This window comes from Streptomyces sp. MB09-01 (assembly GCF_033794505.1).
In the GTDB taxonomy this organism is placed as follows: domain Bacteria; phylum Actinomycetota; class Actinomycetes; order Streptomycetales; family Streptomycetaceae; genus Streptomyces.
This window is the reverse complement of sequence record NZ_JARAYQ010000234.1, coordinates 1-13,089: the sequence shown is the minus strand read 5'-3', so window position 1 is coordinate 13,089 and position 13,089 is coordinate 1. Positions and strand designations below refer to the sequence as shown.

The window sequence follows — 13,089 nt, the reverse complement described above, 5'->3', positions numbered from 1 at the left end:
TCCCGGGGCGGACCCCCAGCAGCCGCAGCTGCACGGCCCGCCGGCACCCTCCAGCTGGCCGTGCAGCTGCGGCTGCTGGGGGTCCGCCCCGGGATGCGGCTCATGGTGCACGCCGCCCTCGGCGGGACCGGCCTGCGCGCCGAGCAGCTGCGCGACGCCCTGACGGGGGTCCTCGGTCCGCGCGGCACCCTGGTGGTCCCCGCCTTCACCCCGGAGAACTCCAAGACCTCCAGCGCCCATCTGGAGCGGATCGCCGGCCTGGACGGGTCCGGGGTGCGGGCCTTCCGCGAGCGGATGCCCGCCTTCGACCCGGCGAGCACCCCGAGCCAGGGCATGGGCACCCTCGCCGAGGCCGTCCGCACCACGCCGGGCGCCGCGCGCAGCGCCCACCCGCAGACCTCTTTCGCCGCCCTCGGCGCGGACGCGGAGCGGCTCTGCTCCGGGCACCGCATCGAAAGTCACCTGGGGGAGGAGTCGCCGCTGGGGAAGTTGTGCTGGGAGGGCGGTCAGGTACTCATGATCAATGTGGGGTTTTCGGTCTGCACGGCTTTCCATCTCGCGGAGTATCGAATTCCGAAGCCCCCCTTGCGCATGTACGAGTGTGTGGTGAAGGTGAACCTTCCGGGGCGGCAAGGGAGTCGGCAGGAAGGGGCGTGGACCGCCTACGAGGACGTAGCGCTGGACGACGGCGATTTCGCGGAGATCGGCAGGACGTTCCCGGATTCCCGGGTACGCAGGGGGCGGCTGGGAGGTGCGGCGACCATGCTCTTCTCCCTCCCGGATGCCGTTGACCACGCCCTTGAGTGGATGACCGAAAACAGACGCTGATTGACTGAACGATGAGGGGATGTGGCGAAGCAGCTCCGGAATGATGTTTCTTCGCTCGCAGCTTCGGGACGGGGGGCGTGTTGCCCGCATCAGTGCAGCCGTATTTTTTTCTCAGTTATGCGCACACACCGAGATTCGGGGCCGGGGGGCCCGACCCTGACATGTGGGTGGAGCGCCTCTTCCGCGATCTCTGCGGCCACGTCATGGCGCTGACGGATCTGCCCGCCGGCGCCGAGGCGGGGTTCATGGACCGGGAGATACGCAGCGGCGAGGGCTGGTCGGAACGGCTCGGGGCGGCGCTCGCCACCTGCCGGGTCTTCGTGCCCCTGTTCTCGCCGCGGTACTTCGCCAGTGAGATGTGCGGGAGGGAATGGTTCGCCTTCGCGCACCGCGCGATCCAGCACGGCGCGGCGAGCAACGAGCGCGCCGAGGCCATCGTGCCCGCGTTGTGGGTGCCGGTCCCGCCGTCCCAACTTCCGGGCCCGGCCGAGCGGTTGCAGTTCAACCACAACACCTTCGGCGAGCGCTACGTCACCGACGGGCTGTACGGGCTGATCAAACTGCGCGGGTACGCCGAGCAGTACGAGCGGGCCGTCTACGAACTGGCCCGGCGCATCGTCCGGGTCGCCGAGACCGTCCGTCTCGATCCCGTCCGCCCCATGGACTACCGGGTGGTGCCCAGCGCCTTCGGTCCCGCCGGCGGTGCGGGCGGTGCCGGCGGCGGTCCCGCCCGCACCCTCCACGTGACCGTGGCGGCCGGCTCCCGGCACGACCTGCCGGACGGCCGGAGCCCGGAGTACTACGGGGAGAGCGCCCTGGACTGGAATCCGTACCATCCGGTGTCCCAGCGCCCGATCGCGTACGTCGCCGAGGACGTGATCAAGAACCTCAACTACCGGACCACCATGTCCTCCTTCGACGACGAGGCCGGGCACTTCGACAGCAAGCAGCCGCCTACCCGGCCGGAGATCCTGATCGTCGACCGCTGGGTCGTGGAGGACGAGCACCGCCGCCAGCGCCTGGCCGCCTTCGACCAGGAGTCCCGCCCGTGGATCAACGTGGTCGTGCCGTGGAACCGCTACGACCACCAGAGCCGCGCGAAGGAGGCCGAGCTGGCCCGGCGGCTGGAGGAGACCCTGCCCGTCAAGATGGGCCAGGGCCGGGCCGCCTGCCGGGCCGCCGCCAACGGCGTGGCCAGCATGGAGACCCTCGGACAGATCCTGCCCCAGGTGGTCGAGGCCGCCGCCCAGCAGTTCCTCAGACACGCCCAGGTCTACCTGCCGGCCGGCAACACCCGCACCGAACGCCCGCGACTGCTCGGGCCGATGGGGATGAGCGAGCCGTCCGCACCGCCCACGGCTCCCTTCCCGCCCGACGCGTACGACGCCCACATCGACGGCAACGACAGCAACGACACCGACTGGGGGGACGCGGATGACAGCGAGTCGTGACAGCAGGGACAGCCGTGACGGACGCATCGTCACCTTCTACTCGTACAAGGGCGGCACGGGCCGCACCATGGCGCTGGCCAACACCGCCTGGATCCTGGCGGCCAACGGCAAGCGGGTCCTCGCCGTGGACTGGGACCTGGAGGCCCCGGGCCTGCACCGCTTCTTCCACCCCTTCCTGGACCCCTCCACGCTCGGGGCCACCACCGGGGTCATCGACCTGATCAGCGAGTACGCATGGGCCGCGACCAGTCCGGTGCAGCGCGCCGAGGACTGGCACGAGGACTACGCGCGGATACAGCCGCACGCCGTCTCGCTGACCCCGGAGACCCTCGGCTGGGAGTTCCCGGACGGCGGCACCCTGGACTTCGTCTCCGCGGGCCGGCAGAACCGCGAGTACTCGGCGACCGTCTCCACCTTCGACTGGGACAACTTCTACGACCGCCTTGGCGGCGGCCTCTTCTTCGACGCGTTACGCGCCGACATGAAGAGGAACTACGACTACGTCCTGATCGACAGCCGCACCGGCCTGTCCGACATCGCGGACATCTGCACCGTGCACCTCCCGGACGTCCTGGTCGACTGCTTCACCCTCTCCGACCAGTCCATCGACGGCGCGGCGTCCGTGGCCCGCCAGATCGACGAGCGGTTCAACGACCGCGGCATCAAGATCTACCCCGTCCCCATGCGCATCGACGAGGGCGAGAAGGAGAAGGCCGACGCGGGCCGGGCACTGGCCCGGATCAAGTTCGACCGCTTCCCCAACGGCCTGGTCGGGGACGAGCTCACCTCGTACTGGGGCGCGGTGGAGATCCCGTACCGGCCCTACTACGCCTACGAGGAGACCCTGGCCACCTTCGGCGACGAGGCCGGGCTCACCAACTCCCTGCTGTCCGCCTTCGAACGGCTCACGACCGTGGTCACCGAGGGCGAGATCACCTCCATGCCGGTCATCGGCGAGGAGGTGCGCCTACGGATCAGGGACGCCTTCACCCGGCGCCGCCCGGCGCTGCCCGCCGACCTGTTCCTCTCCTACGTCGCCGAGAACCGGATGTGGGCCGACTGGATCGAGTCGGTGCTCACCCGGGCCGGCTTCCGGGTCGTGCCCAAGGACGTCTCCGCGGAGCGGGCCCCGGTGACCGCCGGCTCCGGGGACACCCTCGGCGGCGGGACGGGCATCAGCATCGACACCGCCGCCCGGACCGTGGTGCTGCTGTCCACGGCGTACCTGAAGTCCACCCGGGCCGTGGACGTGTGGGAGCGGGCGGCCGCCGAGGACCCGACCGGTGGCCGGCGCCAGCTGGTGCCGCTGAGGGTGGGTGACGTACGCCTCGCCACGCCGTACATCGACCGCAACCCGGTGGACCTCTTCCGGCTCGACGAGGTGCACGCCACCGCCGCGCTGCTGCGCGCGGTGGAGCGGCCGATGGCGCTGCCCGACAGCGTCGCCAGTGCCTCCCAGCCCGGCCCCCGCTTCCCGGGAACCGTCCCGAAGATCTGGAACGCGCCGCCCCGCAACCCCGGGTTCACCGGCCGCAGCATCGTGCTGGAGCGGATGCGCGACCAGCTCGGCGGCGGCATGGCCGTGGTGCTGCCGCAGCCGCAGACCCTGTTCGGGCTCGGCGGCGTCGGCAAGACCCAGGTGGCGCTGGAGTACGTGCACCGGTTCATGGCCGACTACGACCTGGTGTGGTGGATCTCCTCGGAGCAGACCGACGACGTGGTCGCGGCCCTCGCCGAGCTGGCCGTGCGCCTGGGTGCGCAGACCGGCGAGGACATGGCGGCCGCCTCCCAGGAGGCGATCGACCTGCTGCGGCGCGGGGTGCCGTCCTCCCGCTGGCTGCTGGTCTTCGACAACGCCGACGATCCCGAGACCCTCAAGCGGTTCTTCCCGCCGGGCGGTCCGGGCCACGTGCTGGTGACCTCCCGCAACCAGTCCTGGTCGCAGTACGGTGACGCGCTCCCGGTGGACGTGTTCCTGCGCGAGGAGTCCATCGAGCACCTCCAGCGCCGGGCCCCCGGGCTCAGCAAGGAGGACGCCGAGCAGGTGGCGATCGCGGTGGGCGACCTTCCGCTGGCCGTCGAGCAGGCGGGGGCCTGGATCGCGGAGACCGCGACCCCGGTGGCCGCGTACATCGAGCAGCTGGCCCAGCAGGCCGCGAGCGTCCTGGCCCTGAACCAGCCGCCCGGCTATCCGGAGCCGGTGGCCGCCACCTGGAACATCTCCATAGAACGGCTGCAGTCCCGCTCCCCGGCCGCGGTCCGGCTGCTCCAGCTGTGCGCCTTCCTCGCGCCCGAGCCGATCTCCGCGAACCTGCTCTACAGCAAGGAGATGATCGACGCCCTCAAGCCCTACGATCGCTCGCTGCAGGAGAAGCTGGTGCTCGGCCGGGTGATCCGGGAGATCGGCCGGTTCGCGCTGGCCAAGGTCGACCAGGTCAGCAACAGCATCCAGGTGCACCGGCTGGTCCAGGCGGTGATCCGGGCCCAGCTGACCGAGGAGGAGCAGCGGGAGGCCCGGCACGCCGTCCACCGGATCCTGGCCGGCGCCCGGCCGGACGACGACGAGCCGATCGACAATCCGGAGACCTGGGCGCGGTTCAACACCATCTGGTCGCACCTGACCCCGTCCGAGGCCCGGTACTGCAAGGAGCCGGAGACCCGCAGGCTGCTGATCGACCGCGTCCGCTACCTGTGGAAGCGCGGCGACTTCAAGGCCGCCTACCAGCTCGGCGAGGAACTGCGCGAAGCCTGGAAGGAGATGCTGGGCAACGACGACCTGCAGTACCTGTACCTGCGCTTCCACCTGTCGAACATCCTGCGTTCGCAGGGGCGGTTCGTGGAGGCGAAGGAGCTGGACGAGGTGACCCTGGAGCGCCAGCGGGCCGTGCTGGGCCCCTCGCACCCGCACACATACATGACCACGAGCGGTCTCGCCAACACCCTGGGCGCGCTCGGCCAGTACGCGGAGGCGATGGAGCTGGCGACCGACGCTCACGAGGGCTTCAGCCAGATCTTCCACGAGGCGCACCCGCGGACGCTGGCCGCCGCGAACAACCTGGCGCTGAACCTGCGGCTGGTGGGCCAGTACACCAGAGCCCGCGAGATCGACCAGGAGGTGCACGACCTGCGCACTGAGGTGCTCGGACCGGAGCACCCGTACACCCTGTCCTCCGCGCAGAACCTCGCCCGCGACCTGCGCGAGGTGGGCCGGTACGAGGACTCGGTGCAACTGCTCAGCCGGACCTACGAGACCTACAAGCGGACGCTGGGGCGCGCCTTCCCCGGCACCCTGTCGGCCGCGAAGAACCTGGCGGTGTCGCTGCGCCGGGCGGGCCAGCTGGAGGACGCGCTCCGGCTGACCACGGCCACCCGGGCCCGCTACCGGGCCAAGTACACCTCGGTCAACCCGGACCTGCTGTCCTGCGAGCTGAACCTGGCCTCGGACCTCTTCGCGACCGGGGACCCGGGCGGGGCGCGTGACCTGGCGCAGGAGGTGGTGGACGAGTACATGAAGGTGCCGGGCGAGCGGCACCCGTACACGCTGGCGGCCGTCAACAACCTGGCGGTCTTCCACTGGGGCACGGGCGCGGCCGAGACGGCGGAGACGATGCTGCGGCAGACGATCCGGCTGATGCGGGACGTCCTCGGCGACAACCATCCGCACACGGTCTTCGCCCACCTCAACCTGGCCAACACCCGGGCCGACCTGGGCGATCCGGAAGGCGCCCTGGAGCTGGAGCGGCTCGCCGTGATGCGGCTGCGCGAGGCTCTCGGGGGGCACCATCCCGAGACCCTGGCGGCGGGCTCCAACATGGCGGTCAGCCTGGACTCGCTGGGCCGCAAGGAAGAGGCGGCCCGGGTACGGGCGGAGGCGGTGTCCGAGCTGAGCCGGCTCCTCGGCGAGGACCACAGCCTGACCCGGTACGCCCGGGACGAGCGGCGGATCCACCGCGATCTGGAGCCTCTCGCCGTGTGATTCCACGGAGGGCGGCGGGGGCCCCGCGACCGCGGGCCCCGCCGCCCGCCACCCGACAGCAGGGGGGCGCTGTGACCGACAGCATGACTTTCCGAAACGAGGACCTGCCGGCCCTCTTCCACCACACCGACCAGGCGGCGATCTCCCGGCAGCGGGAGTCCACCCAGGCCACCCGCGCCCAGCTGATGCTGCTCGTGGCCGCCGCGGGGGCCGCGGCACTGCCCTCGGGACCCAAGCTGGGCTCGCTGTACCTCTTCGGGCTGCTGAGCGTGCTCGCGTACGCGGGCGTGCTGGGCGTGGGCATGCGGGCGACCAGGCGCCGGGCGCGCCCGCAGTGGCAGCTCAACCGCAGCGCGGCGGAGTTCATCAAGTCCCTGGCCTGGCGGTACGCCGTGCACGGGGCGCCGTTCGGCAGCGAGGTCGGCGCGGCCGAGGAGACGTACCGGACCCGGCTCGAGGCGGGCCTGGCCGAGCTGCGGAAGATGGGCTGGGAGGATCCGCGGACCGCCGGGACGGTACCGGAGGGCGGGGAGATCACCGGCGCGATGCAGCGGCTGCGCGGGATGGGCTACCAGGTGCGGAGGGAGACGTACGTCCGGGACCGGCTGATCGAGCAGCGCAACTGGTACCGGCGGCGGACGGAGGTGTCCCGGCGGGCGACGAACCTGTGGTCGTGGACGATCGTGCTGCTGACCTGCCTGGCCCTGCTGTTCGCGCTGCTGGGGTCGTTCGGGTCCGGGCCCGGGCCGAAGCTGACCGCGCTGCTGAGCGCGGCGGCGGCGGCCGGCATCGCCTGGAACGAGGTCCGCCGCCATCATCCGCTGATCGAGGCGCACACCCTGATCGAGCAGGACCTGGCGGCGATGATGGTCGTGATGCAGACGACCATCACCGAGTCGCAATGGCCTTCGTCGGTGTACGAGACCGAGCGGTACGTCTCCCCGCAGCACACCGACTGGCTGGTCCGGCACAGCAGTTGAGGCCCTGGCGGAACTGCCGGCCCGACGGCGGGGGCGTGGCTCAGTCCCTGGACACGCCCTCGCACCAGATGACGGTGACCGGCTTGCCGAGCGCCCGGGCGTAGGCGACGATCTCGCCGGTGCCGCCGTGCCCGCGCGCGGGCTGCCCGTCCCAGACGGCGACGAGGCGGTCGCAGGAGTCGGCGATGTAGGTGCCGGCGGCGTAGTAGGCCTCGTCCGTGGAGCGGGCGAAGTCCATCCTGATCTCCTGCGTGGCACGGCGCTTGAGCCGCCGGTAGCGGGCCAGGGCCTCGGCGCCCTCGAAGCCGTCCTCGTAGTCCCCGCTGGGGATGACCACGGTCAGTCCCGCGCCGCATTCCAGCGCGATGGCGGCGAACAGCTGGTCCGCCCCCTCGGCGAGACTGGAGAACGCCTCCAACGGCCCTTCGTGGCCGCCCAGTACGGTGCGCAGGCGGCTCTCCACATGGCCGAGCACCGCATCCGGAATGGACCGGTGTCCGGTCACGCCGATACGTTTCATGCAGAAACCTGCCTCCCCCGCGGACACGGACCCCTGGACATCCTCCCAGAAGGCGGGAGGACGTCCAGGGGCGCGACGGGGTGCGTGAGGCACCGTCAGTAGACGCTGACCCCGTAGGCGTTGAGGGCCTCTACCACGGGCTGGAAGAAGGTCGTGCCGCCCGAGGAGCAGTTGCCGCTGCCGCCGGAGGTGAGGCCGACGGCGCGGGTGCCCGAGTAGAGCGGGCCGCCGCTGTCGCCGGGCTCGGCGCATACGTTGGTGCGGATCATGCCGTAGACGATGTCGCCGTTGCCGTAGTTCACGGTGGCGTTGAGGCCGGTGACCCGGCCGCTGTGGATCCCGGTGGTGGAGCCGCGCCGGGTCACGGACATGTTGACCGTGGCGTTCACGGCGCTGGTGATGTCCTGGCTGCCGACGGTCCCCGGGGGCACCGGCGTGTTGCTCGCGTACTTGATGAGGCCGTAGTCGTTGGTCGGGAAGCTGGAGCCGGTGGTGCTGCCGAGCACGTTGGTGCGGGCGGAGTTGGTCCACCAGGTGCCCGCGCCCTCGGTGCAGTGACCGGCGGTCAGGGCGTAGTAGTTGCTGCCGCTGCGCACGTTGAAGCCCAGCGAGCAGCGCCAGCTGTTGGCGTAGATCGCGTCGCCGCCGGAGGCCAGCTTGGTGAGCTTGCCGGGGGTGCGCTCGATGCGCAGCGCCCCGGCGTCCGCTCCGGCCTCGCGCTTGATTCTGTCGATGGCGGCGGCGGAGACGGTGGAGTCGGCGGTGACCACGAGTGTTCCGGTGGCGGGGTCGGTGTGCCAGGCGGTGCCTCCGACGTTGGCGCGCAGTACGGATGCGCCGGCCGACGCGAGCCGGTCGGCGCTGAATCCGCCGCCGTCCCGGGGGTCCGCGGTCGCCGCCGTGGGGACGGCGAACGCTGCGGCGGCGGCCAGGCCGGTGGCCGCCGCGAGCAGCCTGGTACGGGTCATGCGCTTGATCCTCACTTCTCGTCCTCCTGCAGAGGGTCGGGGGCCCGGCGGATGTGGGGGTGCCTGGGCCCGTGAGGCGCAGCCGGGGGCACGGGGCAGGAATTCTGGCCGTGTCCCTGACAAGCGCTGTCGGGAGTGTCCTGTCGTCAGATACCGGTCGCAAGAGCGGGTTTCAGCCTCCGCTCGCCCGCCGCCACTTCGAAGGGCAGCGTGTTCCCGGGTGGCGGAAACGGACGGATGAAGTGGTCCGCGAAGGCTCAGGGGGGAAGCAGCGACCGGTTGAATCCACGGTGATCGCCCCGCCTGCGTCCGGTATGCCGGGCTCCAGGAAGCAAAAGCGGTGGGTTGACCGCCCGCCGGTGGCATCGCCGAACACGGCCCGGAGGCTGCCGTCGTCCTCGTCCACGGCGACCTGGAGGGTGTGCTCGGCGCCCTGGGAGGGGAAGGTCAGCTCCCCGCCGAGGCCGAGGCCGAGTCCGCGGACCCGCCCGTCGGCGTTCTCCACCTGGACTCTTCGGCCTTCGGAGTACGGCCGGAAACGCCCGCGCGGCGCGAAGGCGGGGTCGTACGGGGTGGCCTCGACGCCCGCGAAGGCCCGGCGGGCTCCGGAGGCGGGGCCGAAGACGCGCACCGCCCACTCCCCCTCGCGGCGGATCACTACGATCCGCACCTCCCCGGCGCAGAGCCGGGAGTGCGCGGGCGGAGCCTCGTGGACGGCCGGTACGGCGTCACCGGTGAAGGGCTCACCGTCGAGGCGCGGGGCGTCTTCGGCGGTGCGGTGAGCGCCACACCTCCGCCGGTCGCGCGCCAGGGCCCCGGGACGGCCGGAATTCGACCTTCCGGGTAGTCGGCGAGCCTGGGGGTCCCCCGGACGGAGTCTGGGGGCATGTACCCGTCGGCGCGAGGGGACCGCAGGGGGCGGACACGGCCGCGGCCCTGCCCTCGTGCCATGTCCGACGGGCGGCATGCGGATCGTCTGCGTCGTCGCTCATCCCGCTCACCCCTTCCACACGGGTCCGGACGGGAATCCCCTCGTACGCCGTCCGGACCTGTCCCACCTGAAAGGGCCTCAGCAGTCGCAGCCGCAGCAGTCACAGCTGCAGCAGCCGTCGCCGCCGCCACCGCTCCCGCCGCCACCGCCGCTGGAGCCATGGGTGCCGTTGCAGCAGTCGCAGCAATCACACGCGTCGCACCACGGGTCCCGCTTCTTCCGGGACCACGGGCCCTCGTGCTCGGTGCAGCACATCTGGCAGGTGCAGAACAGCCCGATGGCGACCGCGCAGCCGGCGAGCAGTCCGCGGCGGGGCCGCTGCGGCGGCGGCGCACCGCCGAATCCGCCCGGTCCGGTGGGCGGCATCCCGGGGCCACCCGCTCCGCCGCCGTACGGAGTCCCGCCGTAGGGGTTCTGGCCGTACGGGTTCTGGCCGTACGGGTTCCCGCCCTGGCCGCCGTGGGGCTGGCCCCCGTAGGGGTTGCCGCCCTGCCCTGCCGAGGCGGTCGCCGTGTGGGCGCAGCTGCCGGTCCCGAAGGCCCGGTCCACCGAGGTGCGCAGCTCGTGCACGAGCAGCCGGTGGGCGAGCCCCGCGTCCGCGAACTCGACCTCCTCCAGCGCGAGCCTGATCCCGTGCAGGGCGTCGTCACAGAGCCGGCGGGCCTCGGTGAGCGAGGTCCCGGTGGCGGTGAGCGGGTTCCAGGCGCCCGCCACGGCGTCGGCGCCCTGGTCCTCCACCGCGTCCAGCAGGTGCGCGAGCCGACCGAAGTACCGGCCCGCCTCGGCCAGGGCCGGGGCATTGCCTGGCCGTCCGGCCAGCTGCGCGGTATGGGCGAAGGCGGCGGCCGTCGCGGTCTCCGTCGGCTCGGTCACCACGAGAACGGGCGTGCCGGGGCCCGCCAGCGTCTCGATGCCCGCCTGCCGGTCCACGGCGTCGACGAGCACCGCCGTGTCGAAGCCGAGCGAGGCCCCCGTGCGGGCGCCGGCGCGGTCCCAGCCCCGGGCCACCTTGCGCGCGGCCGCGGCGATGGGCGCGCGGGCCAACAGCCCGTCCCGGTCCGCCACGTGGTCGCGCACCTTCGCGGAGGCGAGGACGAGCGAGACCGCGGCCGCGAGCCGCGCACCCTCGCCCCGGGCGACCAAGGCGGTGCGCATCCCGCGCAGCGGGCAGGGCCCCGCGGTGCGGCGGGCGTCGGGCGCGGGACCCGACTGAGCCTCCGTCAGAACGGAGACGAGCAAGCCGTCATAGTTCGTGACGATCCGGGCGAACTGACCGTGGTCTCCCCGAAGTGCCAGACACAGTCCGCACAGATGGGCCATCCACTCCGCTTTGAACCGCTCCCCCAGCCGGTGCGTGCAAGGTCTGACGATGCCGAACAAGCTGCTTCCCCCGTGTGTCATACGCGTACCTGCCGGGCATCGTAGCGAGCCGCGTCCTTCACTCGAACGTCCCCATCGCTCACCCGCACGGCGGCAGTGGTCGTATTTTCACTCAGTCAGCAGTGGTAGCCACCAGGATCCTTGACCGTGCAACGGATGTTCTGCACCAGTACCGTCACGAAACCTCTGCGCGGCGGCTATCCACTTGGCGCGTTGTCAGCATCATGGACGAGCATAGGGGCAGCGGAGAGAAGACAGACTGACCGCGGTGAAAGGAGGCAGTCCATGGGTTCGGTGCGCAAGGCGAGTGCCTGGCTGGGTCTCGTGGAGGACAGCGACGACGAGCGCTACTACGACGACGACTACGCGGAGGCCGCGCAGGGTTCGGTGGCCGGCCCCGGTGAGCAGTGGGTCACCGACCCGCGGGTGAAGGTGGCCTCCGAGTCGGCCGTGGAGCACGGCCGCCGGATCGCGACGGTCACCCCGGACGGCTTCCGTGACGCGCGCGGCATCGGCGAGCTGTTCCGCGACGGGGTCCCGGTCATCGTGAACCTGTCGTCGATGGACCCGGGCGACGCGAAGCGCGTGGTCGACTTCGCGGCCGGCCTGACCTTCGGACTGCGCGGTTCGATCGAGCGGGTGGCGACCAGGGTCTTCCTGCTGACCCCGGCCGACACCCAGATCGTGAGCGGCGAGCCCGGCGGCCGCTCGCGCGACTTCTTCAACCAGAGCTGAGCAGGGCCCTCACCGGAAGGCGTCGAGACCGGTGAGCGCCTTGCCCAGCACCAGCTGGTGCATCTCGACGGTGCCCTCGTAGGTGAGGACCGACTCGAGGTTCGTGGCGTGCCGCATGACGGGGTATTCGAGCGAGATCCCGTTGGCACCGAGGATGGTCCGCGCGGTACGGCAGATGTCGATGGCCTCGCGGACGTTGTTGAGCTTGCCGAAGCTGATCTGCTCCGGCCGCAGGGTGCCCGCGTCCATCCGCCGGCCCAGGTGGTGGGCGAGCAGGATGCCCTTGTGGAGTTCGAGGGCCATGTCCGCCAGTTTGGCCTGGGTGAGCTGGAAGCCGCCGATCGGCTTGCCGAACTGCTCCCGCGTCCTCGCGTAGTCGAGCGCCGCCTCGAAGCTGGCGCGGGCCGCGCCCATGGACCCCCAGATGATCCCGTACCGCGCGTGGCTGAGACAGCCGAGCGGCCCCTTGAGCCCCTTCACCGACGGCAGCACGGCATCGGCGGGCAGCCTCACGTCGTCCATGACGAGTTCGCTGGTCACGCTGGCCCGCAGGGACCACTTGTGCTTGATCTCCGGCGCGGAGAACCCCGCGGTGGCCGTCGGGACCGCGAATCCGCGGATCCCCTCGTCGGTCTGCGCCCACACCACGGCCACGGCGGCCACCGACCCGTTGGTGATCCACATCTTGCGCCCGTTGAGCACCCAGTCCGTGCCGTCGCGCTTGGCGTAGGTCCGCATCGCGGCGGGGTCCGAGCCCACATCGGGCTCGGTCAGCCCGAAGCAGCCGATCAGCTCGCCGGCCGCCATGCCGGGCAGCCAGCGCTGCTTCTGCTCCTCGGAGCCGTACTTCCAGATCGCGTACATGGCCAGCGAGCCCTGTACGGAGACCAGCGAGCGGATACCGGAATCGGCGGCCTCCAGCTCCAGACAGGCGAGGCCGTACTGCACGGCGCTCGCCCCGGCGCAGCCGTAGCCCTCGAGGGACATCCCGAGCGCCCCGATGGCCCCCAGCTCCCGGGCCAGCTCCCGGATCCCGGGCAGCTCACCGTCCTCGTACCACTGGGCGATGTTCGGCAGCACCCGGTCGGCGGCCCAACTCCGGACGGTGTCACGGACGGCGAGGTCCTCGGGCCCGAGGAGCTCGTCGAGCCCGAGCGGATCATGGGGCAGGAACGCGGACACGGGGCCTCCCGGCGGCCTGAGTACAGAACCTAGCAACGCAAGTTTTTGCGCCCGCCCGACGCTAGCCACCAGGATCCC

9 protein-coding genes and 1 pseudogene are annotated in these 13,089 nt (G+C 71.6%); 5 read left to right on the top strand and 5 right to left on the bottom strand.

Going from position 1 to position 13,089, the window contains the following annotated elements:
- Positions 1 to 54 precede the first annotated feature (54 nt).
- The 4 genes from PV721_RS34050 (at position 55) to PV721_RS34035 (ending at position 7,235) form a co-directional block, all read left to right on the top strand.
- Positions 55 to 828, top strand: coding sequence for an aminoglycoside N(3)-acetyltransferase (locus PV721_RS34050; protein WP_416371243.1), 774 nt, complete (start codon positions 55 to 57; stop codon positions 826 to 828).
- A gap of 77 nt (positions 829 to 905) precedes the next feature.
- The gene (locus PV721_RS34045) at positions 906 to 2,279 is read left to right on the top strand and encodes a TIR-like protein FxsC (RefSeq protein ID WP_319731205.1); all 1,374 of its coding nucleotides are present in this window, start codon (positions 906 to 908) and stop codon (positions 2,277 to 2,279) included.
- Positions 2,263 to 6,255 (top strand): FxSxx-COOH system tetratricopeptide repeat protein, encoded by a 3,993-nt coding sequence (fxsT, locus tag PV721_RS34040; protein WP_319731203.1) that lies wholly within the window; start codon positions 2,263 to 2,265, stop codon positions 6,253 to 6,255. Before PV721_RS34045 ends, fxsT begins: the two co-directional genes overlap by 17 nt.
- An 83-nt stretch (positions 6,256 to 6,338) precedes the next feature.
- The gene (locus tag PV721_RS34035) at positions 6,339 to 7,235 is read left to right on the top strand and encodes a DUF4231 domain-containing protein (RefSeq protein WP_319731201.1); all 897 of its coding nucleotides are present in this window, start codon (positions 6,339 to 6,341) and stop codon (positions 7,233 to 7,235) included.
- A gap of 40 nt (positions 7,236 to 7,275) precedes the next feature.
- On the opposite strand, the gene PV721_RS34030 is transcribed toward PV721_RS34035, so the two are convergent.
- From PV721_RS34030 to PV721_RS34015, 4 genes and pseudogenes are all read right to left on the bottom strand, one after another.
- Positions 7,276 to 7,755 (bottom strand): hypothetical protein, encoded by a 480-nt coding sequence (locus tag PV721_RS34030; protein ID WP_319731199.1) that lies wholly within the window; start codon positions 7,753 to 7,755, stop codon positions 7,276 to 7,278.
- 95 nt (positions 7,756 to 7,850) lie between these two features.
- Entirely contained in the window at positions 7,851 to 8,738 is an 888-nt protein-coding gene (locus PV721_RS34025) for a S1 family peptidase (RefSeq protein ID WP_416371242.1), read from the bottom strand.
- A gap of 131 nt (positions 8,739 to 8,869) precedes the next feature.
- A pseudogene (locus PV721_RS34020) lies at positions 8,870 to 9,715 on the bottom strand (DUF1684 domain-containing protein).
- 77 nt (positions 9,716 to 9,792) lie between these two features.
- Entirely contained in the window at positions 9,793 to 11,094 is a 1,302-nt protein-coding gene (locus PV721_RS34015; protein WP_319731195.1) for a DUF5685 family protein, read from the bottom strand.
- A 285-nt stretch (positions 11,095 to 11,379) separates the two neighbouring features.
- Here PV721_RS34015 and PV721_RS34010 point away from each other — a divergent pair, with 285 nt between their 5' ends.
- Positions 11,380 to 11,829, top strand: a complete 450-nt coding sequence (locus tag PV721_RS34010; protein ID WP_319731194.1) for a cell division protein SepF — start codon at positions 11,380 to 11,382, stop codon at positions 11,827 to 11,829.
- Between the two features lie 9 nt (positions 11,830 to 11,838).
- Here PV721_RS34010 and PV721_RS34005 read toward each other — a convergent pair whose 3' ends face one another.
- A complete protein-coding gene (locus PV721_RS34005) occupies positions 11,839 to 13,011 on the bottom strand; it encodes an acyl-CoA dehydrogenase family protein (protein WP_319731193.1) in 1,173 nt (390 codons plus the stop codon).
- Positions 13,012 to 13,089 lie beyond the last annotated feature (78 nt).

Bases quoted from the DNA above. Each gene is read 5' to 3' on its own strand.
- fxsT (WP_319731203.1), top strand. From the start codon at position 2,263: ATGACAGCGAGTCGTGACAGCAGGGACAGCCGTGACGGACGCATCGTC.
- PV721_RS34035 (WP_319731201.1), top strand. From the start codon at position 6,339: ATGACTTTCCGAAACGAGGACCTGCCGGCCCTCTTCCACCACACCGAC.
- PV721_RS34030 (WP_319731199.1), bottom strand. From the start codon at position 7,755: ATGAAACGTATCGGCGTGACCGGACACCGGTCCATTCCGGATGCGGTG.
- PV721_RS34010 (WP_319731194.1), top strand. From the start codon at position 11,380: ATGGGTTCGGTGCGCAAGGCGAGTGCCTGGCTGGGTCTCGTGGAGGAC.